The organism is Synechococcus sp. J7-Johnson, assembly GCF_024345795.1.
Classification (GTDB): domain Bacteria; phylum Cyanobacteriota; class Cyanobacteriia; order PCC-6307; family Cyanobiaceae; genus Regnicoccus_A.
Genome location: NZ_JAGQBU010000010.1, coordinates 29,622 through 52,371 on the forward strand (window position 1 = coordinate 29,622; position 22,750 = coordinate 52,371).

Below are 22,750 nucleotides of genomic sequence, written 5' to 3' on the forward strand. Positions count from 1 at the left end.
CAGGCCCCCGGCAGCGCCGTCCCCATGCCACTGTGACGCCTTGTCACAGCCGTTGGAGCAGATCGGATGGGCGCAGGATCCCACTGGAGCTGCATCAGCGGCTGCGGCGCCTGCTGCCGTCTTGACCCGGAGCAACGGGGCGAAGCACTCGACGCCCTCAGTGAGGAGCAGCGCCAGCTGTACCTCTCGATGGTGGGGGCCGACGGCTGGTGCCGCCACTTCAACACGGGCTCGAGAACCTGCCGCATCTACGCCGATCGGCCCGAGTTCTGCCGGGTGGGCGCCCTCGCCCAGCTGTTCGCAATACCACTCGAGCAGGGGGAAGCCTTTGCGATCGCCTGCTGCCAGCAGCAGATCCGCGAGGAATATGGGGGTCGCTCGGTTGTGATGCGTCGCTTCGAGCGGGCCACCCGTCAGCCTGGTGGCCTCCCTGCGGCCCCGATCCCCAGCGAGCTCCAGAACCAGACATGAGCGACCCCGTCGATCCCGATTCCAGCGCCAGCCCGGAGACCGGCGCCAGCCCCGAGGCCAGCGCTAACCATGAAATTGAGACCCCGGAGTCGTCGGATTTTGTGGCGGTGGCCGCCACCACCTTCACCACGGTTTTTCTCGCCGAGCTGGGCGACAAGACCCAGCTGGCGGCGCTTTTGCTCTCAGCTGAGTCCGGTAGGCCCGGCGTGGTGTTCGCCGGGGCCGCCCTGGCGCTTATCTGTTCCAGCCTGGCGGGGGTGCTGTTGGGACGCTGGCTGGCGGCGGTGCTGCCGGCCAAGCGTCTGGAGCGGATCTCCGGGGTGTTGATGATGTCCCTTGGCCTCTGGCTGGGGGGTCAGGCCACCTTCGGTCTGCTCCAGCCCGTCCTCGATCTTTCGACTCCCTGAGCCCCCGCGGCAAGCCATGCAGCTCCCTCTCCTGGCCTCCACCTTCCTGACCGTGTTCGTGGCCGAACTGGGTGACAAGACCCAGCTCACGATCGTGACGATCAGCGGTACCTCCAACAACACGCTGGCCGTCTTTCTCGGCAGTGCTGGCGCCCTGGTGCTCGCCAGCCTGCTGGGGGCCCTGGCGGGAGGCTCGCTGTCCAGTCTGATCCCACCCGATGCCCTTCAGCTGGCTGCCTCCCTGGGCTTCCTGGTGATCGGCCTGAGGCTGATTCTGCGCTCAGGAACCGACGCTCCGTAAAGTTGTGGGTGGAGACATCGATGCCCCGGGGCTTCGCTGCACGCCCCTGCCGGCTTCATGCCGCGCGTCTCACCTCCAACTCCGCGTTGCCTTTAATGAAGTTCACGGTCGCCCATCTGCTCGACCAGCTCCCTGCCGCCGATGCCCTGCCGGTGGCCAAGCTCGAGAAAGCGCTGGGCCTGAGCCTCAAGCCGGACAAGTCGCAGCTGCGCATCGCCCTGGAGGGCCTGAGCCGGCTGGGGGTGCTGGTGGAAACCGAGGACGGCATCCAGCGGCGGCAGGACGACACCCTGATCGAAGCTCGCCTGCGCTGCTCCAGCAAAGGTTTCTGTTTCGCCCTGCGCGAAGACGGCGGTGAGGATATCTACATTCGCGATCACCAGCTCAACCACGCCTGGAACGGCGATCGGGTGCTGGTGCGCATAACCCGTGAGGGGGGGCGCCGCCGCTCCCCTGAGGGTGGCGTTCAATGCATCCTGGAGCGGGCCACCACCCACCTCCTGGCCCAGGTGGAGCAGCAGGACGACCGGCTCCTGGCCGTGCCCCTCGACGACCGTCTGCTGACCTCGGTGGAGCTGCCGAGCTCAGACGCCAGCTACCTGGACCCCGAGAAGCAGTCGGTGGTGGAAGTGCTGCTCGACCGCTATCCAGTGGCGCAGTTCCCGCCGCTGGGCCACGTGGAGCGGCGCCTGCCGATCAACGGCGGCGAGGAAGCCGACCTGGATCTGCTGCTCACCAAGCACGGTCTGCGCCAGCGGCCGGCAGCGCCGCGCTCCAGCCTCAAGGCCCCCAGTGATAAGGACCGCACCGACCTGACGGCTCTGCCGACCCTGGTGATCAATGGCTGGAGCGGCGCCGACGCCCCGATCCTGCCCGCCATCTCCCTGGAGGACGGCGATGAGGGCTTGCGCCTGTGGATCCACGTGCCGGCGCTCGCGGAACGCTTCACCACCGGCGGGAGCCTCGACCTCTGGCTACGGGAGCAGGGGGAGTCGATCTGCCTGGGCCGCCGCTGGCTGCCCCTGCTCAGCCCGGCCTTGAGCAAGGCCGCTGCGTTCAAACCCGGTGAGGCTCAGGCCGCCGTCTCGGTGGGGCTGCGCTGCAACGAACAAGGTGAGCTGAGCGACTATCGCTTTGCTCTCACCAGCATTCAGGTGGACGCTGTTGTCGATGGGAGCGCCCTGCAGGCCCTGGCGGAGCGCAAGCCCAAGGCCCGCACCGTGCCGGCGGCGCTCAAGCCCATCAAGGACCAGCTCCCCCAGCTTGAGCGGCTGCTGGAAGTGGCGGCCTTGCTGCGCCAGCACCGACTGGAGCGCGGCTCCCTTGAACTGGATCTGCCGCGCCCCAGCCTCGACTCCCTTGGCGACCTCAGCATCCCCGCTCCTGAGGAACGTCGCCAGGGCTGGATGGTGCAGCTGCCCGACCACCAGCCCACCGCCTTGCTGCGGGAGCTGGTGATCCTCGCGAACCGCGCCCTCGGCGCCCATCTCTTTGCCCTAGGGCTGCCGGCCCTGTTTGCGGTCAACCCGCCGGCCGATGGCACTGAGATCAACGAGGTGGCCAAGGTGGCTCTGGGCCTCGACATCCAAGTCGAGCTAAGCGAAGACGGCAATGCCCCCGCCCCGCGTGACCTGGCGGCCACGTTCGCTGCCACCGATCGCAGCCGCGTGCTGCAGCGTCAGCTGAGTGAGGTTACCTCCCCGATCCAGCTGAGCGCCAGCGCCGAGGTCCACGTGCTGGCTGGTGAACCCACGGCTTACGCACCCTGGTGCCTGCCCTCGCTGCACTACGCCGATCTCTGGAATCAGCAGCTGCTGGTGCTCCTGCTCACCGAGGGCAAGGATCGCCCCAGCGTTCGCCACAAGACCCGGGTCGACCTGGCGAGCGCCAGCTGCCACGGTGCCATCGACTGGCCCCTGCTCACCCCCACACAGCTCTCCGAGCTGCAGCAGGGGCGCAGTGATTCGATGCTGCAGCGGCTGAACGGCCGGGTCCGCTTTGCCGCCGAGGTGGAGTCCGACCTGCTGGCCATGGCCCAGGCCCGGGCGGCGGAACCCCTGGTGGGTCAGACCCTCACCGGTGTGATCAGCGGCGTGCAGAGCTACGGGTTCTTCGTGGAGATTCCCCCCTCCCAGGTGGAGGGACTGGTGCACGTGAGTTCACTCAAGGACGACTGGTACGAATACCGCTCGCGCCAGAACCGCCTGGTGGGCCGCAAGAACCGCCGCACTTACATGCTTGGCGATCAGGTGGACGTGCAGATCCAGAACGTCGATGCGCTGCGCCATCAGATCGATCTGGTTGTGCTTCTGCCTGAGGACGACGAGGAGAGCGGCGAGGGGGAGGACTGAGCGATGGATCCGGTGGTGCTGGCGGTCACGGGTGCCTCCGCCATGCCGCTGGCGGAGCGCGGTCTGCAGTTGCTGCTCGAGGCGGGTGAAACGGTTGAGCTGGTGGCCAGTCGCGGTGCCCTGGGGGTCTGGCTGGCAGAGCAGGGGGTGCGCATTCCCGCCGAACCCGATCTCCAGGTCCGCTTCTGGCGGGAGCGCACGGGCGTGACAACGGGCCAGCTGCGCTGTCACCGCTGGAACGATCAGGCAGCAGCAATCGCCAGTGGCAGCTTTCGCACCCGCGGCATGGTGATCCTGCCGGCGAGCATGGGAACGGTGGGGCGGATCGCCAGCGGCGTGGCCCTAGATCTGGTGGAGCGGGTGGCCGATGTGCATCTCAAGGAGGGACGGCCCCTGGTGATCGCTCCCCGGGAAATGCCCTGGAGCCTGGTTCACCTGCGCAACCTCACGGCCCTGGCGGAGGCGGGTGCACGCATCGCTCCACCGATTCCCGCCTGGTATCACCGCCCCACCACCCTGGAGGAGATGGTCGACTTTCTGGTTATCCGGGTGTTCGATTGCCTTGGCTACGACCTCGGCTCCCTGCGCCGCTGGGATGGCCCGGTGGCCGCCGCGGCCAGCATCTGAGTCCGCCCACCGGTCTGATTCCCGGACTGATCCCCACCGTGCTGCAACGCCTCCTGTTAATGCCTCTGCTGGCCCCGCTGCTGGCCGTGCTGCTGGTGGCGGCCCTGAACCCCACCCCCGCCAGCCGCCTGCGGCTGTTGATCTGGACCTCCCCGGCCCTGCCGATCGGGATCTGGATGGCTCTGGTCGCAAGCGGTGGAGCCGCTATCAGCGCCGGACTCACGGCCCTGGCCCTGCAGCAACCGGGGGATCAGCTGCTGAGGCGTCGATCAGTTGAGAGTTTCGGCGCCGGCGACCGGCGTGAACAGGAACCCTGGGAGGGAATGCCCGAACCACGGGCCAGGCCTGCGCGGCAGGAAGCTCCCGCCTGGTACGCGGGCCCCGAGCGCGCGCCCCAGGACCCACCACCCACCGTCTCGGTGCCCTTCAGGGTCCTGCGCACCGGCAGTGCTGAGGCTCCGGGTCGAGCTTCAGCTGCACCGGCAGCAGCGGCCGCAACGCCCAGCCCCGGCAACGGCGACGCCGAGGGCTGGGACACACCTTCCAGCGACGACTGGTGAAGCTGAGTAACTGGACAGCCCCGCAACCGGAGATGCCTAGAGTCGGCTGCAGTGTTTCGAGCTGAGGCTCCAGCCCGTGAGCGATTCCGCCAGCCCCGCACCGAATCCCACCAAGGCCGACGCCGCCAGCAAACCAGCCCCGGCGGCCGTCAAGGTCAAGCCGCCGGCGCCAGAAGACAAGCCGTTCGGCGAATTCATCCCCCAGCTATTCCTGCCGGCCCTGATCAAGGAGATCAATGCTTTCGGCGGTGACGCCCCCCAGCTGAGCTTTGAGCAGGGGCCGATGCCGGTGGTGGGCAGCCCCTGCTGGATGGTGCTGGGAACCTTCCCTGGTGGCCGACGTTTCTGGCTCTGTTTCACCGAGGCCGGCATCAGCTCAGCCAAGACCTTCGCCCTGGCGGAGACGGGCAGCGATCCCAGCCTGCTGGAGTCGTTTCTGATCGACGAGAAGAAGACGACCCTGGCACTGCTGATCTCGCGTGTGGTCTCCAGGCTCAACAGCCAGAAGTGGCTGGGTCCCAACTGAGCGCCCCCTCAAGCGCAACGACCTGGCTGCGGGGGCTTTACATCCCGGCCGGGTGCGCTGAAAGCCCACCTACGATGCGCTGACCACTCCACTGTCCTGCACGCATGGTGCCCCCCGTCGCTGCGCCCACCGCCACCCGTGGCACCAATGCCGCCGAGGCCAAGGCCTTCAAGGAGCCGGTGAAGGACACGATCCTCACCCCACGCTTCTACACCACGGATTTCGAGGCGATGGCCGCCATGGACCTGCGGCCCAACGAGCAGGAGCTTGAAGCGATCTGCGAGGAGTTCCGCAAGGACTACAACCGCCACCACTTCGTGCGCAACGAGGAGTTCGAGGGCGCCGCTGACAAGCTTGATCCCGAAACCCGCAAGGTGTTCGTTGAGTTCCTCGAGCAGAGCTGCACCTCCGAGTTCTCCGGATTCCTCCTCTACAAGGAGCTGAGCCGCCGGATCAAGGAAAAGAATCCCCTGCTGGCCGAGTGCTTTGCGCACATGGCCCGCGATGAAGCCCGCCATGCCGGCTTCCTGAACAAGTCGATGGGTGATTTCGGCCTGCAGTTGGATCTCGGCTTCCTGACCGCCAACAAGTCATACACCTTCTTCAAACCGAAGTTCATCTTCTACGCCACCTACCTCTCCGAGAAGATTGGCTACTGGCGCTACATCGCCATCTACCGCCACCTGCAGAAGCATCCGGAGAGCAAGATTTTCCCGATCTTCAACTTCTTCGAGAACTGGTGCCAGGACGAGAACCGCCACGGCGACTTCTTCGATGCCCTGATGAAGGCCCAGCCCGACACAGTCCGTGGACTGCAGGCCAGGCTGTGGTGCCGCTTCTTCCTGCTGGCGGTGTTCGCCACCATGTATGTGCGCGATGTGGCCCGCAAGGAGTTCTACGAGGCACTCGGCCTGGATGCCCGCGAGTACGACAAGATGGTGATCGCCAAGACCAACGAAACATCGGCGCGCGTGTTTCCTGTGGTGCTCAACGTGGAGCATCCCAAGTTTTATACGCGCCTGGAGCGGATCGTCACCAATAACGCCGCCCTCAGTGATGCCGATGCGAGCGGCGGCCCGGCCCCGATCAGGGCCCTGCGCAAGCTCCCCTACTGGATGGCCAATGGGCTGGAGATGGCCAAGCTGTTCCTGATGGCACCGATCCGCAGCGAGGAGTTCCAACCCGCCGTGCGTTGAGGGTCTGCGTGGCTAGCCTGGCGGCCCTCACTTAACCCGTCTTGCTCGCCACTCCAACCACGTCCCTGACAGGCGACAGCCTCGATCAACGCTGGCGTGACCGGCTTGAAACCGTGCTGGCCGCAGGTGCGGCAGCCGGAGCCAGCCTGGTGGAGGTGTTCATCGAGAGCACCGACCACATCGGGCTGCTGGCTGAGCAGGAGCGGATCACCAACGTCAGTCCGGCTTTCGGTCGCGGTGCTGGTCTGCGGGTTTTCCTGGGCGACAAAGACGGCTTCGTCTCCACCAACGACCTGAGTGAGGTCGGTCTGCTGCAGGCCCTGGATCAGGCCCTGGGGATGCTCGGCCTAACTCGCGCCAACCTCGGCGCCCATCACTTCGATGGCCTGGCCGCCCTGCGCGACCACGGGGCCAGCAAGGAGAACTGGTTAAGGCAGTGCCCAGGCCTGGATGAATCCACGGCACGGCTGCTGGAGGCGACGGCCCTGCTCAATCGCCACGGAGATCATCTCCAGGCCCGCCGCGGCAGCTATGCCCGCGACTGGCAGGAGGTGCTGGTGGCCGCCAGCGACGGGACCTTCGCCCGTGACATCCGGCTGCACCAGTCGGTGGGGATCAACGCTCTGGCGGCCGATGGCGATCATCGCGCCAGCCTGGGTCGCCGCTACGGCAGCTCCGGTCGTCCGGACGACCTGCGCCAGTGGGATGCGGAAGCCTCTGCGATCGATCTCTGCAGCAGCGCCCGCTCGATGCTCTACGCCGACTACGTGGAGGCCGGCAACTACCCCGTGGTACTCGCCAACCGCTTCGGCGGGGTGATCTTCCACGAAGCCTGCGGCCATCTGCTGGAAACCACCCAGGTGGAGCGGGGCACCACCCCCTTCGCCGACAAGGTGGGCGACACAATCGCCCATGAGGCGGTCACCGCCGTGGATGAAGGGCTGAGTGACGGGGCCTTCGGCAGCCTCTCGATGGACGACGAGGGCATGGAGCCCCAGCGCACGGTGCTGATCGAGAACGGCATACTGCAGCGCTTCATCTCCGACCGCGCCGGCGAGCTGCGCACCGGCCATGCCCGCACCGGCAGTGGTCGGCGCCAGAGCCATAACTTCGCCGCCGCCAGCCGCATGCGCAACACCTTCATCGCCGCCGGCCCCCATACCCCCGAGCAGCTGATCGGCTCGGTGGACCGTGGGCTCTACTGCAAGTCGATGGGGGGAGGCAGCGTGGGTCCCACCGGCCAGTTCAACTTCGCCGTGGAAGAGGGCTACCTGATCGAAGACGGCCAGCTCACCAAACCGGTCAAGGGGGCCACCCTGATCGGCGAGGCCAAGGAGGTGATGCCCCGCATCTCGATGTGCGCCAACGATCTGGAGCTGGCCGCGGGCTTCTGCGGCTCGGTGAGCGGCAGCATCTTCGTGACCGTCGGTCAGCCCCACATCAAGGTTGACACCATCACCGTGGGGGGGCGCTGATCATGCGGACCGACATCATCACCGCCCGCCCCAGCGCCCTTCATGCCAGTGATCTGGCAGGGCAGCTGCAATCCCTGGCCACGGAGCTGGGGGTGAGCCGCTGGGATCTGGGCGCGGCCTGCAGCACCGACACCTCCGTACAGGTGGACCGGGGTGAAGCCAAGCAGCTCAAGGGAGCCCAGCGCAGCTCGATCACCGTCAGGGCCTGGAACAGCGACGGTCTGGTGGGCATCACCAGCACCTCCGATCTCTCCCCCGCTGGCCTGGCCCGCGCCCTGGCCGGCGCCAGTGAGGCAAGCACCTACGGCAATCCAGACGACAGCCCAGGCTTCTCGCCCCTGGCCACGGCTCCCCTGGCCCAGCTGGAGCAGCCCATCAGTGAACCCAGGGGCATCCTGGAGCTGCTGGACACCCTCAAGCAAGCCGAAGCCGAGCTGCTGGGCCGCCATCCCGCCATCAGCACCGTTCCCTACAACGGTCTGGCCCAGCGCAGCAGCCAGCGGATCTACCTCAACAGCGAGGGGGCCTGCCGCGAGCAGCAGCTGAGCACGGCCAGCCTCTACCTTTACGCACGCGCCGAGGAAGACGGCCGCAAACCCCGCAGCAGTGGTGCCGTCAGGCTGGCATACGGCGCCGAGCAGCTGGACGTGGCCGGCTGCATCGAAGAGGCGGCGGAACGCACGATCCAGCATCTCGATTACGCCCCGATCGCCACCGGCCGCTACACCTGCGTGTTCAGCCCTGAAGCCTTCCTCGATCTGATCGGCGCCTTCAGCGGCCTGTTCAATGCCCGCGCCGTGCTCGATGGCGTCAGCCTCAGTCAGCGCGACTCCCTCGGCAGCCAGCTGGCAGTGCCCTTCCTCTCCATCCACGACAACGGTCTGCACCCCGGCAACATCGGCGCCACCAGCTTCGATGGTGAGGGCACACCCGTGGCACGGCTGCCTCTGCTGGAGGGCGGCATCCTGCGGAACTTCCTGCACTCGGAAGCCACCGCCCGCGCCTTCGGTGTGGCCCCTACAGGCCATGCCGGCCTGGGGGCCAAGGTGTCGGTGGGACCGCACTGGTTCGAGATCGGCCCGGCTGGCAGCACAGGCGAGCAGGCGGGAGCGGCGAACCTCGATCGCTTCAGCCAGGACGGCATCGTCTGGATTGATTCCCTCTCGGCCCTGCACGCCGGCGTCAAGGCCAGTCAGGGATCGTTCTCCCTCCCCTTCGATGGCTGGTTGATCCAGGGTGGTGAAGCCCGCTCGATCGAAGCCGCCACCGTGGCCGGCGACATTCGCGCCGTGCTCAAGGGCCTGGTGGGCTTCGAGGGGCAAGCCAAGGTCACCCCCGATGGGATCTGCCCTCTGGTGTGGGTGGATGAACTCTCGATCACCGGCGACGCCTGAGGGCTGAGGCCTGAGGATCAGGGGATGAAGATCCTGTTCTGGGGCACCCCGGCCTACGCGGTGACCAGCCTTGAGGCGTTGATGGCGGCGGGCCATGAGCTGGTGGGGGTGGTGAGCCAGCCCGATCGCCGCCGCGGCAGGGGCTCGGCTCTGGTGCCCTCGCCGGTCAAGGCGAGAGCCCTGGAGCTGGGGTTGCCGGTGTTCACCCCCAGCAGGATCCGGCGTGAACCCGAGCTGCAGGCCCAGCTGGCGGCCATGGGGGCAGAGGCCTCCGTGGTGGTGGCCTTCGGACAACTGCTGCCACACGAAGTGCTGGCCGTGCCGCCGCTGGGCTGCTGGAACGGACACGGTTCGCTGCTGTCCCGCTGGCGCGGCGCCGCCCCGATTCAGTGGTGTCTGATCGAAGGCGACGCTGAGACCGGCGTGGGGATCATGGCCATGGAGGAAGGCCTCGACACAGGACCGGTGCTGCTGGAGCGGCGTCTGACGATCGGCCTGCTCGAGAACGCGACGCAACTGGGGGCGCGTCTGAGCCAGCTAACCGCTGAGTTGATAGTGGAGGCCATGCCGCGGATTGCCGCCGCCGGACCTGGCCCTGAGGCCGAGCGCTGGCGGCGGCTGGGCGTGCGGCCCCAGGGGGAGGAGGGCATCACCTATGCGCGCCTGCTGCAGAAAGACGACTACGCGATCTGCTGGGACGCCCCAGCCCTGACCATCCACCGGCGCGTGCTGGGCCTGCACCCTGGCGCTTACACCAGCTGGCGGGGCAAGCGACTGAAGCTGTTGGCCAGCGAACCGCTGGTCGGGCGTCTGGCCGATCAGCTCAGCCCCGAGGGGACAGCACTGGCGGAACGCTGGGGCCTGCCGGCGGAGGCGGCCCCTGCTGGCGAGGCTTCAGGTGATAGCGCGGCAGTTGCGCCCGGCACGGTGCTTGAGCTGGTTGAACGGACTGGCGTGGTGGTGGCCACGGCCGGTTGCCCGTTGCTGATCCGCGAGGCTCAGCTGGAGGGAAAGGGGGCCAGCGAGGGTCAGGCGTTACTCCAACAGCTGAATGCATCTGTAGGGGAGAGGCTGGGCTGAAGCTGAGCTGCGTAGGAGCTGAAGACGGCATCGGCGCTGAGGAGGGTGAGGTCCTCGCTGATCGCCTGGCGATCAGCAGGCGGTCGAAAGGATCCCGGTGGTGGGGTGGCAGGCCGTCCAGGCAGAAATCGATCAGCTCTCGGCTGATCGGACCAAGCCGTGCGTCGTCCGCTATGGCCCAGTGGAAGGCATGGGTGTCCAGCAGGATCCACATCAGGGCTGCTCGAAAAGGTCGAGGATCAGCGGGCTGTCGTCGTCGATTGAGGCCGGCACACGAAAGCTCCCCTTGGCAACGCCGAGGCGGCGCTGCTGAATGGCTGGCCGCAGGCTGGTGAGCGAGCAACGGGGCGAGGCATGGAGGCCCATGGACGAGACCAGACCAGGTGGTACGCGACCGCCCGTTCAGCCTCTTCCCCAGCTTGTGCTGCTGCTTCGCCGCGCTGGCCGCCACCAGAGTTAAACCAGGGCAGGGGGACGGGCTTCATCTCCCTGCCGGAATCGCAGGCCCTCGGCCTATGCATTCACGGAGCTGGAGCTGGCCCATGGCTCGGCCCGGTTGTAGCAACCGGGGCGGCCCGGTGCTTATCCGCGAAGCGCAACTGTGGGCACAGGCGGGGGATCTGATGGGGTCAGACGGGTTGCCTCATCCGAACCATCCACCTGGGTCCGGGTAGGAGGAGCTGATGCCGGGCATCCGGAGAAATCGGGCTACTCAATCAGCTCAGGTTTGTTGAATCTGCCAACCCCAGATCAGCCCCGACCCCGGGGCCGGCTTTCGCGCGAGAGCGGCTGGCTGCGGGGAGAGCTGCTGCGGGGACTGTTGCGCCTGGGGGCTGGGGAGCCGGAGCCACGGCGGCCGCCCTTGCCCCGACCACCACTGAGGTCGAGGGGGGGGGCTGAAAGGATGGTGGGCTCGAAGCCGGGGATCTCCGCCCGGGGCAGGGAGTTGCCGATCACTTTCTCGATCGCCCGCAGCAATTCGTGTTCCTCGGCAGCCACCAGGGAGAGGGCATGGCCGCTCTGGCCGGCCCGCCCGGTGCGTCCGATGCGGTGCACGTAGTCCTCTGCCACGTTGGGCAGATCCAGGTTCACCACGTGGGGAAGCTGCTCGATGTCGAGGCCGCGAGCGGCCAGATCGGTGGCCACCAGCACCCGCAGCTCACCGCTCTTGAAGCTGGCCAGGGCCCTGGTGCGGGCACCCTGGCTCTTGTTGCCGTGGATGGCCATAGCGGCCACGCCCTCCTGGCTCAGGCGTTCCGCCAGCCGGTTGGCGCCGTGCTTGGTGCGCGAAAACACCAGCACCTGCTGCCAGTCGTTGCTGCGGATCAGGTGGGAGAGCAGATCGCCCTTGCGCGCCATGTCACAGGGGTGCATCACCTGCTCCACCAAGGGGGCCGCCCTGTTCTCGGGGGTGGCCTGCAGCTGCACGGGCTGGTGAAGAAGCCCGTGGGCAAGCTTGCGGATCGAGGGGTTGAAGGTGGCGGAGAACAGCAGGTTCTGGCGCTTGGGCGGCAGCAGGGCCAGGATCTTCTGGATGTCGCGGATGAAGCCCATGTCGAGCATGCGATCGGCTTCATCAAGCACCAGGATCTCGAGCCGGTCGAAGCGGATCGCGTTCTGCTGGTAGAGGTCCATCAGGCGGCCGGGGGTGGCCACCAGCACATCAGCGCCGCGGCGCAGCCGCTGCATCTGGGGGTTGACCTTGACGCCACCGAACACCACATCGCCGCGCAGGTCGAGGAAGCGGCCATAGGCCTGGACGCTCTCTGCCACCTGGGCCGCCAGCTCGCGGGTGGGGGTGAGCACAAGGGCGCGCACCTGGTTGTTGCGGGCATGGGGCCCGTGGCGCAGCCGCTCCAGCATCGGCAACGTGAACCCGGCTGTCTTGCCGGTCCCGGTCTGGGCGGCGGCCATCACATCACGGCCGCTGAGCACGGCCGGAATCGACTGCACCTGGATCTGTGACGGACAGGTGTAGCCCTTTAGCGCGATGGCCTTGAGCAGTGGCTCGGACAACCCGAAGGAGGCGAAATCCTGGACCGGGCTTCCGGAGGCGGCTGGATCTGCCCCTGAAACGGTCGGGCTGATCTGCTCCTCTCCCGGAGCTGGGTGGGTCAGACGGGAAATCGGAGCAGTCCTCGGAAGACGCTTACCCTAAGAGAACGGGGCTGTGACGATGAGAACAGCGGCCAGACCCTGGGATCCATGTCTTGATGCGGCGATGATTCCCACCTTCTCCAGCCGTGGTCGTCCAGGCACTGCAGAGGCTGCCTACTGGCGGCGGCATCCACCGACATCCTGGAAAGCGAGCCAGGCCCTGCTTACCACAGGGGTTGTGATTGAAGCGGGTGCGGAGAGTTCGGTGTTTCCTCGACCAGTTCAGGACTCAGCAGTTCAGGCGACAACTGTTCTGCCGACACCCGCACAGGCCAGGCAGCCACAGCTGAGCGAAGACACAGGCAGAGAGTTGCTCATGCTGCTGGTCTGGGCTGCGGTCGTGCTGATCGATGCGGCCATGGCCCTGAGGGAACTGGCTGCGCCATGGTCAGCACTCCTGCAAGAAAAAGCCCCGTGGAGCCGCCGCCAAAAGCAGACCCACGGGGCAATCAGAGGGAGCTGGCAGGCCCAGGTGGCCGGCCTGCCCTGAGTAAGGAGGCGAAGTGCCTCTGGCTCAGCGGGCGCTGCCAGAGCCGACAGCAACCTTGCCCACACCAATGGAGCGCAGCTCCTGGAGCAGGCTCTGCAGCACCTGCTTGGCGTCCCCGAACACCATCGAGGTCTGGGGCAGCTCGAACAGATCGTTGCGGATGCCGGCGTATCCGGAGCCGAGGCTGCGCTTGACCACAAACACAGTGCGGGCCTGATCAACCTCCAGGACCGGCATGCCGTACAGAGGGCTGGCCGGGTCGCTCTTGGCTCGCGGGTTGACCACATCATTGGCCCCCAGGACGATCACCACATCGGTGCGCGGGAAGTCGGGGTTGATGTCATCCATCTCCACCAGCTGGTCGTAAGGCACATCGGCCTCAGCCAGCAGCACATTCATGTGCCCGGGCATCCGGCCGGCCACCGGGTGGATGGCGTAGCGCACCTCAATGCCGTGCTGCTCGAGCAGGCGGGCGAGCTCCTTGAGGCTGTGCTGGGCCTGGGCTACGGCCAGTCCATAGCCGGGCACGAAGATCACACGCTCAGCCGCCTCCAGGGTGAGGGCACATTCCTCCGGGCTGCAGGAGGTGACGTTGGTGTACTCCTCACGTCCGCCGGCGCCATCACCGGCGTCGCTCGACCCGGCTCCCAGGGCGCCGCCGAACAGCACCGAAGTGAGTGAGCGGTTCATGGCCGTGCACATCACCTGGGTGAGAATCAGACCGGCCGCTCCCACCATGGCGCCCGCCACGATCAGCAGCTCACTGCCCACCACGAAACCAGCGGCAGCAGCAGCCACTCCTGAATAGGAATTGAGCAGGGAGATCACCACCGGCATGTCGGCGCCGCCAACGGGAAGGGTGAGGCCCACTCCCAGCAGCAGCGACAGCACGGTGAGGGGGATCAGGGCCACCGCCATGCCCTTGAGCACCAGCACGCAGCAGACCAAGCAGGCCACTGCCAGAAGGATGTTCACCGCATGGCGCTGGGGCCTAAGGGTCCAGCCGGGTGTGCCCAGCCACTCCTGCAGCTTGCCCATCGCCACCAGCGAGCCACTGAAGGTGATCGCACCCACCAGGACCGACACCAGGACCGACACCTGGCCCACCAGGTTCAGCGGCGTGGGCAGTTGCACCGCACCGATCGCCACCAGCAGCGACGACATGCCGCCGCAGCCATTGAAGAGTGCCACCGTTTCGGGCATGGAGGTCATCGCCACCCTCAGGGCAAGCACAGCCCCGAGGCCTCCGCCGACGGCCAGCCCCAGCAGCATCCAGGGCCAGCCGCCCAGACCCTGCTGCAGCAGCAGTCCGACAACCGCCAGGCCGATGGCCAGGGCGGCGAGGCCGTTGGCGGTGCGGGCCGTACGGATCTTGGCCAGGCCCTTGAGCCCGAAGGCGAGCAGCAGCACCGAGCCCAGTTCGATCGAGAGTTCAACCATCAGTTCGCCTCCCTGCGGCGGAACATCGCCAGCATCCGGTCAGTCACGAGAAAGCCGCCCACCACGTTGAAGAGGGCAAAACCAAGGGCCACCGCACCGATCAGCTTCAGGGCCGGGGTGGGGGCCTCACCGATCAGTGCCAGGGCCGCTAGCAGGGTGATACCGCTGATGGCATTGGCTCCTGACATCAACGGGGTGTGCAGGGTGGGAGGCACCTTGCCGATCAGTTCAAGCCCAAGCAGGCTGCCGAGCACCAGCACCCAGAGGGCGGAGGTGCCGCTGAGAGGAACGCTCATGCCGTCACCTCTTCGAGGCTGGGCCACAGTTCGGGCCTACGGCAGGCGCCCTGATGGGAAATCAGGCAGGGGTCAAGCAATGGATCCTCGGGGTTGAGTTGAAGGCCGTCGTCGCAGAACAGGGGCTCGAGGAAAGCCGCCAGGTTGCGCGCGTAGAGGGCGCTGGCGTGGTGGGGAACCGAAGCGGGCAGGTTGGAGGAGCCGATGATGCGCACCCCGCCGATCTCGACGGTGCGATCCGGCTGGCTGCCGGCGCAGTTGCCGCCGGTCGACACGGCCAGATCGACCACCACGGATCCGGGGCGCAGCGCCTTGAGCATCTCCTCGGTGATCAGCAGTGGCGCGGGCCGGCCAGGCACCTGGGCAGTGGTGATCACAGCGTCGGCTTCGGAGAGGTGTGTGGTGAGCTGCTGGCGCTGTGCCTCCAGGAAGGCAGCTCCGGCCTCGCGGGCATAGCCGCCGGTTTCACCCGGGGCCTCCCGGCTGGGGGGATCGATGAAGCGTGCCCCCAGGGATTCCACCTGTTCCTTCGCGGCCGCCCGCACATCGCTCACCTTCACCATCGCGCCGAGGCGGCGGGCGGTGGCTACGGCCTGCAGACCGGCCACACCGGCCCCGAGCACCAACACCTTGGCTGGCTGAACCGTGCCGGCGGCGGTCATCAGCATCGGGAAGAAGCGATCCAGTTCAGCGGCCGCCAGGAGCACCGCCTTGTAGCCGGCGATGTTGGCCTGGGAAGAGAGCACATCCATCGACTGGGCGCGGCTGATGCGCGGCAGCAACTCCAGGGCCAGGGTCGAGAGCCCACGGCTGTTGAGGCGCTCGATCAGAGCCCGGTTCAGATAGGGATCCAGCAGACCCACCAGCAGGGAGCCGGAAGCCAGCCGCTCAAGCCCGCCACTGCCACCTTCATGGTCCTGAAGGGGCGGTTGCACGCAAAGCACCACTTCGGCGGCGCTCCAGGTGTCGGAGCAGCCCTTGACCACGATCGAGGCACCAGCTTCGATGAAGACCTCGTCGTTGAATCCGGCCTCCAGACCTGCGCCCGATTCGATGAACACCTCGGAGTTCTTCGCCACCAGGCGGCGCACCGTCTCCGGTGTGGCGGCGACACGCCTCTCCCCACCCCGGCTTTCCGCAGGAACCAAGACCCTGACCACAGACGACTCCGGCGATCCTCACTATCCCTATTCATGGACAGAGCGCGGGAGGGGCGCAAGTCAGCATTGGACGTTGTGTTCAAGCCACCACACAGGCGCTGGTTCGGCCCCGTCTGCCGTGGCGATGGCAGCCCACTGTCACGAGGGCTACCCCACAGCGGGCACGCGTTGCCTAGCAAGTGTGGGCAATCCTGAGCTGATCCCCAGCCATGGCCTCCTTCACCATCACCCTGGAAGACGGCAAGTCGTTCAGTTGCCCCGACGATCAGTACATCCTCGATGCCGCCGAGGAGCAGTCAATCGATCTGCCCTACTCCTGCCGCGCCGGGGCCTGCAGCACCTGCGCCGGCAAGATCCTCTCGGGCAGCGTTGATCAATCCGATCAGAGCTTCCTCGATGACGAGCAGATCGCCGAGGGCTTCGCGCTGCTTTGCGTCAGCTACCCCCTCGCCGACTGCACGATCAAGCCAAACGTCGAAGACGACCTCTGAGCCATCAGATCGCTTCCAGCTCCTTGTAGACCGCCGTCCAGGTGGCCTGATCGAGCCGCTCGATCGCCTCCTCGGCGCTTGCGGCTCGGCTGGCGAGGCCTTCGTGCACCGCCGCCAGCGCCACCGCTTCCGCCACCGCCCGCGACACCGACTGCACCTGGGTGAGCTCAGGCATCAAGGGAGCATCCGAATCCCGGTAAGCCGGAATTCGATCGGCGAGGGCATCGAGCCCCGCATCGATCATTCCCTCGCTCACCTGGATGGCACCCACAGCCACGCTGGCGAAACCCAGGCCGGGGAACAAGAAGCAGTTGTTGCACTGCCCGATGCGGCGAAGGCTGCCCTGCCAGCTCACCGGCTCGAATGGGCTACCGCTGGCCACCAGGGCCTTTCCGCCGGTCCATGCATAGAGATCGGCCGGAGTGGCCTCCGCCAGACTTGTTGGATTGGAGAGGGGCAGGATGATCGGCCGCTCCACCGCCGCAGCCATCGTTTCCACCACCTCGCGGCTGAAAGCCCCCGCCACGGTTGAGGTGCCGATCAACACGGTGGGGCGCACCGTCCGCACCACCTCCAGCAGGCCGATCCGGCCCTGCACGTCGTGCTCGAACGCCGAGCGCTCAGAAGGATCTCTGGCAAGGGCCCGGGCCATGGGGGAAAGATCGGGTTGATCGGCCAGCACCAGCCCCTCCCGATCGATCGCCCAGATACGGCGGCGCGCCTCTGGCTCACTCAAGCCTGCCCTGGTGAGCAGGCGCACCAGACCCTCGGCGATGCCGCAACCCGCTGTGCCCGCTCCGAACACCACGATGCGGTGGTCTTCCAGAGGCAGGCCGGCGCCGTGGGAGGCCGCCTGCACCACCGCGCAAGCCACTCCGCGGGTGCCCTGGATGTCGTCGTTGAAGCTGGGCACCCGCTCGCGGTACTCCGCCAGCAACTGGTGGGCATGGCCGGTGCCGAAGTCTTCCCAGTGCAGCAGCGCTCCCGGGAACTGGCGCTGCAGGGCCTCCACGGTGCGGGCCAGGAAGCGGTCGTAGTCGGGGCCATCGAGGCGCGGGTGGCGCCAACCGGGGTATAGAGGGTCGTCCAACAGCTGCGGGCGGTCGGTGCCCACATCAAGCACCAAGGGCAGCACCCGAGAGGGATCAAGCCCGGCGCAGAGCGTGTAGACCGCCAGCTTGCCAAGACAGATCTCGATTCCGCCGATGCCCTGATCGCCGATGCCGAGGATTCCCTGCGAATCGGTGATCAGGATCAGATCCACCGGCCCGGGCGCCGCCTGGCTCAGCACCGAATCGATCCGCTCCAGATCCGGTGCCGCCAGGAACACCCCGCCGGAGGGGGTGCGGTAGTCGAGGCTGAAACGCTGGATCGCCGCTCCCACGGTGGGGGTGTAAACGATCGGCATCACCGCCTCGATGTGATCGGCCAGGAAGCGATGGAACAGGGTGAGATTTGCCTGGCGCAGGGCCACAGCGAAGCGGAACTTCTCCAGGTCGCTCCCCAGAGTGAGGAATGCCTGCCAGTGGCGCTCCACCTGGGTATCCAGGCTCTCCACGGCGTGGGGCAGAAGGCCATCAAGCCCGAACGTCTGGCGTTCCTGGCGGCTGAAGGCCGTGCCCTTGTTGAGACAGGGATCGGCGAGAAGATCGCGGCCCCGCAGGCGGGTGCTCTGGGGAAACGTTGGGCGGGCCAGGAGGATTCAGCAACCTGGCAGCGGAGCGTAGGCCAGGGGCTCAGAGCAGGCGCATCACGCTGCCCACCAGGGCCATCACCAGCAGCACTGTCGTAGCGATGAAGCTGATGGCGAATCCCAATCCCCGCTGCTCCGGAGCCCGCAGATAGCCGACCGCATAAAGCACCCGACCCAGCACCCAGACAGCCCCCAGCACCGAGGCCGCAGTGGCGTTTGAGAGCAGCACTGCCAGCCAGAAGGCTGGCAGGAACACCACGATCTGCTCCAGGGTGTTCTGCTGCACCCGCATGGCCCGCTCAAAGGCCGGTGGACCGCTCATCAGCGGTGGCTTCACCCCATGGCGTATGCGCGCCCGACCCACCTGCATGGCGGTGGCCTGAAAGGTGATCACAGCCAGCAGGGTGATGAGCCCGGGAAGGGGGGCGATCGTCATGGGAAGTCAGCCCAATGGCCCACCATGACCCATGGCAGCGACCCCACCCAGAATGCCCATGGCTGCCATCAGGGCTGCAATCGCCCAGAAGGCATGGTCATGGGCCTCCATCACCGGTTCACGGCCATGAATCGGCACCTCCTGGGCATAGAGGTTGTCGTGGTTTTCGAGATCATGGGTATGCATGATGGGCTCCATCGGCTGTCTCCAGCGTGGCCGCGGCCGGCGGGTCACGCCTCAGGCAGCAGGCAGATGTGACAGAGCTTCGCCAATGTTGACCTGCCCGACATCAACCCGAGATCAAGAAAGTTGCCTCAGCGCAGGGAGCTGATCAGCCCGCGACGCCGCAGCTCCTGGGCGAACTCACTGGCGAGTCGGTTCCTGGCCCGAAAGGCATGCCAACGGCCATACCAGTCGAGGCAACGGAACAGCACCCAGGTGAGGAACAGAACCTGCAGGAAGGGTTTCAGGGTCGGGAGGACCGGGCTCTGAATTGAATTTAGGCAGCCCCATGGGCTCTGTCATCAGCGGGATCGAGGGTCCAGAGCGCCAGACCCCCGCCACGGCCCCTGGCCGCCAGCCAGCCATGGCTGGCCCCGCCACCGATCAGGGCGAAGAAGGGCAGCTCCCCGGCCCGCTGCTGGCCAAACGGAAGCGGCTGGGGGAGTGGGCGATCGAGGGGCCGCCAGGCGCCCAGCGCCAGACACAGACGCTCAAAACGAAACAGCAGCAGGGGCCGCTTGCCCTCGAGCCTGGCCTGGCCCGCAAATGTGAGCCCAAGTTCCCCCAGCTGCACGCTGTTGCGGATCACCATCTCCTGGCCCTCCCCCCCAGGGGCTTCGATCACCAGCCTTGCGCCCAGGGCCCGCAGGAGTCCACTGACCAGATCAGCCGGCCGCTCTGATCCCCGCGGCCAGGTGCGCTGCAGACGCCAGCTGCCGATCAGCTGGGCAGCCTCAACAGCACCTCCTTGCTTGCGGCTGATTGCCTCCATCCGGAGCAGGTCCGCCCCGTCGGGAGTGGCAGGGAGTGTCGGGTCCATCTGAAAGCGTTGTGCGGGGACTGGAGCAGAACCCAGCCTGGCTCAGAGGGGCTGGGGCGCACCCCACTGGGAGGCATAGGCGCCGCGGACATCGAGGGCAGCGGCGCCGCAGCGGCAGGCCAGCGCCAGCGCGTCTGGGCGTTCCCAGCCGGCCGCCAGGCCCGCTGTGAAGCCGGCAGCAAAGCTGTCGCCAGCCCCGTAAGCATCCACCGGGGGGTGGCGTCGCTCGATCGCTCTGAAGCGACCTCCAGGGACAGTGAATCCCCCCTGCTCGGCCTCCGTGGCCACATAAATGCGAGGTGCGGGAAAGAGATCCCCATCCCGGTATTTCTCTCCGGGGTCGCGGGCACTACCTATGAGTGCGTCGAGCTCCACGGCGGCCGCCTGCAGAACCGGCAAACGGACCCGGGGTGTAGCCGCCAACACCCGCGCCCGACGGGCCAGCCGCAGGGCGGCTTCATCGGCGGCGGTCACGAACACCCCGTCGCAGCCAGCCAGCTCGGCCCAGGGCAAAGGATCGCTGGCGGCAGGAGCGAGCCGTTCGCCAATCACCGTGATGGTGCGCTCCCCGCTCGCCTCCACGAAGGTGATCGCCCTACGGGTGGGGCTCTCCCGCCAGGCCACATGCAGTTCAAGCCCCATGGCCCTCAGCTCGGCGGCCGCCCGCTCTCCGAGGGAATCTCGGCCCAGGGAGGTGTAGAAGGCCACCGGTTGATTCGTGAGCCGGCTGAACTGGGCGGCCACCACAGCGCCGCCACCGGCGGGTTGCTCCAGGGTTTCGAGCACGTGCTGGATCTGACCGGCTGAAGGCAGCCGCTCCACCATCACGAAGCTGACCCACTCCACGTGACCCACCACTGCCAGGCGCAGCGGGGGCAAGGGAGGCGGACCTGGCAGCTCAGCTGGGGCAGCAGCAGACATCCAGGCTGAGCGGGTGCTCCAGGATGACGGCTCACCTCGGCTTCGCCGCTGCCATGGCACCCAAGGAACGGTCCGCCACCACCGTGAAACTCCAGATCGCCGGTGCGGTGTTGCTGCCGCTGCTGCTGCTGGGCCTATGGCTGAATTCGCTTGGATTCTTCAGTGCACCGCCTCCGCCAGGCTGAAGAAACCGGCCTTAAGTCCTCAGCTCGCTGGATCAGCCGCATCCAGGGAGGCGAGGTATCGCTTGCGTTGAGCAGAGGCGCCGGGCTCCTCGCGGCGGCGGCTGGGAATGTTGCCCCGTTGGCTGGGTTCTTCAGGCCAATCGGTGATCTCGGGAAGGGACTGGGATTCAGGCATTTCTGAATCGTAGGGGGTCTGCGCGTCCCGCAAAAGTTGCCTCAAGCGCTGTGAGCAACGGTTCGAGCTGCTGCTCTGGTGGATTGCTGATCTCGCCGATCGATATCCGCGATCTGGATCAGCTCATGCAGACGCTGATGGCGGACCAGGCCGCCGGGGACTGGCCGATGGCATCAGTTACCGATGACTTCAGTGCGTGAAGGCATCAGCGATCCCGCCGCGGCCTGATGGGAAACATGCTGGTACGTTGAAAGAAGGTTGATTGCAGCTCTTCGCGTCCTTCGACCCTGATGTCACCACGACGGCAATCACGCTTCATGTCATTACGTCACCATCTGTTGCACGGCGGCCTTGCCATAGCGGCAGCAACCTCCTTGGTCGTTCTGAACGCCGGTGAGGGCAAAAGCGAGGTTATGTACACCCTCACAACCCAGTGCAGCCTCAATAGCGAGCCCGCCAAAGCCTGCATCGTCGAAGCGGTCAATGAGGGCCAATCAACCCTGTACCGCCACAAGATCGGCGGTGACGTAATGACTGTCCGGGTAAGAGATCAACCCGTTCGCATGGACCTCTGGTCCAAGGAATCGAAAGCCTGGACATCTCTGAAGCGAGCCGAAGCCCGTTTCTCCACCAACACGGTTTGCTTCAACGGCACGGATCTGTGTGTCGTCAACCCCAACTATCTCAACAGCGTCCTTCAGAACCAGACACCTGCCATGAAGGGCCGTGACCACGTGATGGTCCACTTCGGCAGCGACGGCCGTGTCGATGCCAGCTGCTACGACGAAGGCTGCGACGTGGTGCGCAAATGAAAGGAATCCCTGGATTAAGCCTCTTACTCTCCGGCGTGCTCGCCTTCCCGGCAGGCTCAGCACTGGCACTGGACAGATGGCCTGGAGACAGCCAGAACCCCATCACTACTGAGCTGCTGGCCAGGGGAGGAGGCGGTGGAAGTCGTGGTGGCGGCAGCCGTGGTGGCGGTGGGAGCCGAGGTGGCGGTGGTGGAAGCAACCGTGTTCGCACAGGCATGAGCGGCGGAGGCGCGAGCCTGAACCGCGGCAACAGCCGACCCAATGGCGGCTGGAGCAACAGGGTGTCTTCACCCTCGGCGCGGCCATCAATCCAACGGCCCTCGGGATCGAACAACATCAGCCGCGATCTCAATCGCAGCGGCAACCGTGACTTCAATAGAAGCGGAAATTTTGACGGCAACAGGTCCATCAACCGGGACGTGAATCGGGACGTGAACCGGAACATCAACCGGGATGTAAATAGGAATATCAATCGGGACGTGAATAGAAATATCAACCGAAACGTGAATTGGAATACGAATCGGCGCGTCAACATCGGCAATGTGAATGTCAACCCCGGCTGGGCTCGCCCGGGCTGGGGCGTGGCCCGGCCTTGGAATGCCGGCTGGTATGGCGGCTGGTCCTCTCCCTCCTGGGGATGGTGGGGGGCAAGAGCCGCAACATGGGGTGTGGCCTCTCTGGCTACTGCAGCCGTAATCAACAATGCTGTCGACAATGCCGTCAGCAGCAACGCCACCTACATAGTTGTTCCCAACACCGACTACCAGCTGCTCTACGGCTCGGTTCAGCCCTCCGGCTCCCAGGGAGTCAGCTTCGCCGTCACTGCCGATGGCAGCACTTACCAGCTCTCGGCCGATTGCAACCAGGGCCTTCTGGATGGCCGCGAACCGAGCAATGCTGCCGAAGCAGAGCTGCTCAATGCAGCCTGTCAGGTGGCCTTCGGCTCCGTCTGAACTCCACATCGTGGGGTAGCTCCAAGGAGACTCAGCCCGGTGTGATCATCGGGCAACAGCTGGAACAGATCAGGCTGTTCCAGCTGTTTTCGGGTGTTGACAACGGCGGCA

Annotated in this window: 26 protein-coding genes; 16 read left to right on the plus strand and 10 right to left on the minus strand. The window is 66.4% G+C overall.

Going from position 1 to position 22,750, the window contains the following annotated elements; translation table 11 throughout:
* Positions 1-66 precede the first annotated feature (66 nt).
* The 11 genes from KBY93_RS06985 to KBY93_RS07035 all read left to right on the plus strand — a co-directional run bounded on the left by KBY93_RS06985 (position 67) and on the right by KBY93_RS07035 (position 10,388).
* Positions 67-471, plus strand: a complete 405-nt coding sequence (locus KBY93_RS06985; protein ID WP_255093567.1) for a YkgJ family cysteine cluster protein — start codon at positions 67-69, stop codon at positions 469-471.
* Positions 468-878, plus strand: coding sequence for a TMEM165/GDT1 family protein (locus KBY93_RS06990; RefSeq protein WP_255093568.1), 411 nt, complete (start codon positions 468-470; stop codon positions 876-878). The genes KBY93_RS06985 and KBY93_RS06990 overlap by 4 nt, the downstream gene beginning before the upstream one ends.
* 16 nt (positions 879-894) lie before the next feature.
* On the plus strand, positions 895-1,179 hold the full coding sequence (locus KBY93_RS06995) for a TMEM165/GDT1 family protein (protein ID WP_255093569.1): 285 nt from the start codon (positions 895-897) through the stop codon (positions 1,177-1,179).
* A gap of 95 nt (positions 1,180-1,274) precedes the next feature.
* Positions 1,275-3,530, plus strand: coding sequence for a ribonuclease R family protein (locus KBY93_RS07000; RefSeq protein ID WP_255093570.1), 2,256 nt, complete (start codon positions 1,275-1,277; stop codon positions 3,528-3,530).
* A 3-nt stretch (positions 3,531-3,533) separates the two neighbouring features.
* Positions 3,534-4,157: a flavin prenyltransferase UbiX gene (locus tag KBY93_RS07005; protein WP_255093571.1), complete on the plus strand. Its 624-nt coding sequence runs from the start codon at positions 3,534-3,536 to the stop codon at positions 4,155-4,157.
* 38 nt (positions 4,158-4,195) lie between these two features.
* Positions 4,196-4,717 (plus strand): hypothetical protein, encoded by a 522-nt coding sequence (locus tag KBY93_RS07010; protein ID WP_255093572.1) that lies wholly within the window; start codon positions 4,196-4,198, stop codon positions 4,715-4,717.
* A gap of 76 nt (positions 4,718-4,793) precedes the next feature.
* Positions 4,794-5,243 (plus strand): DUF2996 domain-containing protein, encoded by a 450-nt coding sequence (locus KBY93_RS07015; RefSeq protein WP_255093573.1) that lies wholly within the window; start codon positions 4,794-4,796, stop codon positions 5,241-5,243.
* Between the two features lie 104 nt (positions 5,244-5,347).
* Positions 5,348-6,439, plus strand: a complete 1,092-nt coding sequence (acsF, locus tag KBY93_RS07020; protein ID WP_255093574.1) for a magnesium-protoporphyrin IX monomethyl ester (oxidative) cyclase — start codon at positions 5,348-5,350, stop codon at positions 6,437-6,439.
* A gap of 41 nt (positions 6,440-6,480) precedes the next feature.
* Positions 6,481-7,914, plus strand: a complete 1,434-nt coding sequence (locus KBY93_RS07025; RefSeq protein ID WP_255093575.1) for a TldD/PmbA family protein — start codon at positions 6,481-6,483, stop codon at positions 7,912-7,914.
* A 2-nt stretch (positions 7,915-7,916) separates the two neighbouring features.
* Positions 7,917-9,308 (plus strand): TldD/PmbA family protein, encoded by a 1,392-nt coding sequence (locus KBY93_RS07030; RefSeq protein ID WP_255093576.1) that lies wholly within the window; start codon positions 7,917-7,919, stop codon positions 9,306-9,308.
* A 24-nt stretch (positions 9,309-9,332) separates the two neighbouring features.
* Positions 9,333-10,388, plus strand: a complete 1,056-nt coding sequence (locus tag KBY93_RS07035; protein ID WP_255093577.1) for a methionyl-tRNA formyltransferase — start codon at positions 9,333-9,335, stop codon at positions 10,386-10,388.
* A 213-nt stretch (positions 10,389-10,601) separates the two neighbouring features.
* On the opposite strand, the gene KBY93_RS07040 is transcribed toward KBY93_RS07035, so the two are convergent.
* The 5 genes from KBY93_RS07040 to KBY93_RS07060 form a co-directional block, all read right to left on the minus strand.
* The gene (locus KBY93_RS07040) at positions 10,602-10,754 is read right to left on the minus strand and encodes a hypothetical protein (RefSeq protein ID WP_255093578.1); all 153 of its coding nucleotides are present in this window, start codon (positions 10,752-10,754) and stop codon (positions 10,602-10,604) included.
* Positions 10,755-11,138: 384 nt separating this feature from the next.
* Positions 11,139-12,404, minus strand: coding sequence for a DEAD/DEAH box helicase (locus KBY93_RS07045; RefSeq protein ID WP_255093579.1), 1,266 nt, complete (start codon positions 12,402-12,404; stop codon positions 11,139-11,141).
* Positions 12,405-13,059: 655 nt separating this feature from the next.
* Complete coding sequence (locus KBY93_RS07050; protein WP_255093580.1) at positions 13,060-14,475, minus strand: NAD(P)(+) transhydrogenase (Re/Si-specific) subunit beta; 1,416 nt, start codon at positions 14,473-14,475, stop codon at positions 13,060-13,062.
* Positions 14,475-14,771 (minus strand): NAD(P) transhydrogenase subunit alpha, encoded by a 297-nt coding sequence (locus KBY93_RS07055; protein WP_094555566.1) that lies wholly within the window; start codon positions 14,769-14,771, stop codon positions 14,475-14,477. Before KBY93_RS07055 ends, KBY93_RS07050 begins: the two co-directional genes overlap by 1 nt.
* A complete protein-coding gene (locus KBY93_RS07060; protein ID WP_255093581.1) occupies positions 14,768-15,919 on the minus strand; it encodes an NAD(P) transhydrogenase subunit alpha in 1,152 nt (383 codons plus the stop codon). Before KBY93_RS07060 ends, KBY93_RS07055 begins: the two co-directional genes overlap by 4 nt.
* 221 nt (positions 15,920-16,140) lie before the next feature.
* On the opposite strand from KBY93_RS07060, the gene KBY93_RS07065 reads away from it, so the two are divergent.
* Positions 16,141-16,422: a 2Fe-2S iron-sulfur cluster-binding protein gene (locus tag KBY93_RS07065; RefSeq protein ID WP_094555567.1), complete on the plus strand. Its 282-nt coding sequence runs from the start codon at positions 16,141-16,143 to the stop codon at positions 16,420-16,422.
* Between the two features lie 4 nt (positions 16,423-16,426).
* On the opposite strand, the gene KBY93_RS07070 is transcribed toward KBY93_RS07065, so the two are convergent.
* The 5 genes from KBY93_RS07070 to KBY93_RS07090 form a co-directional block, all read right to left on the minus strand.
* Positions 16,427-18,124 carry an NAD-dependent malic enzyme gene (locus KBY93_RS07070; RefSeq protein WP_255093649.1) on the minus strand — a complete coding sequence of 566 codons (1,698 nt, stop codon included), beginning with the start codon at positions 18,122-18,124 and terminating at the stop codon, positions 16,427-16,429.
* Positions 18,125-18,158: 34 nt separating this feature from the next.
* Entirely contained in the window at positions 18,159-18,551 is a 393-nt protein-coding gene (locus KBY93_RS07075) for an MAPEG family protein (protein ID WP_255093582.1), read from the minus strand.
* 6 nt (positions 18,552-18,557) lie between these two features.
* Complete coding sequence (locus tag KBY93_RS07080) at positions 18,558-18,749, minus strand: hypothetical protein (protein ID WP_255093583.1); 192 nt, start codon at positions 18,747-18,749, stop codon at positions 18,558-18,560.
* A gap of 301 nt (positions 18,750-19,050) precedes the next feature.
* Positions 19,051-19,593, minus strand: a complete 543-nt coding sequence (locus KBY93_RS07085) for a hypothetical protein (protein WP_255093584.1) — start codon at positions 19,591-19,593, stop codon at positions 19,051-19,053.
* 42 nt (positions 19,594-19,635) lie between these two features.
* Positions 19,636-20,514: a PfkB family carbohydrate kinase gene (locus KBY93_RS07090; protein WP_255093585.1), complete on the minus strand. Its 879-nt coding sequence runs from the start codon at positions 20,512-20,514 to the stop codon at positions 19,636-19,638.
* A gap of 23 nt (positions 20,515-20,537) precedes the next feature.
* Between KBY93_RS07090 and KBY93_RS07095 the strand changes: the two genes are divergently transcribed.
* The 4 genes from KBY93_RS07095 to KBY93_RS07110 all read left to right on the plus strand — a co-directional run bounded on the left by KBY93_RS07095 (position 20,538) and on the right by KBY93_RS07110 (position 22,639).
* Entirely contained in the window at positions 20,538-20,699 is a 162-nt protein-coding gene (locus KBY93_RS07095; RefSeq protein WP_255093586.1) for a hypothetical protein, read from the plus strand.
* Between the two features lie 225 nt (positions 20,700-20,924).
* On the plus strand, positions 20,925-21,074 hold the full coding sequence (locus tag KBY93_RS07100; protein WP_255093587.1) for a hypothetical protein: 150 nt from the start codon (positions 20,925-20,927) through the stop codon (positions 21,072-21,074).
* Between the two features lie 138 nt (positions 21,075-21,212).
* Positions 21,213-21,686: a hypothetical protein gene (locus KBY93_RS07105; RefSeq protein ID WP_255093588.1), complete on the plus strand. Its 474-nt coding sequence runs from the start codon at positions 21,213-21,215 to the stop codon at positions 21,684-21,686.
* 215 nt (positions 21,687-21,901) lie between these two features.
* Positions 21,902-22,639 (plus strand): hypothetical protein, encoded by a 738-nt coding sequence (locus KBY93_RS07110; protein ID WP_255093589.1) that lies wholly within the window; start codon positions 21,902-21,904, stop codon positions 22,637-22,639.
* The last annotated feature ends 111 nt before the right edge of the window (positions 22,640-22,750 follow it).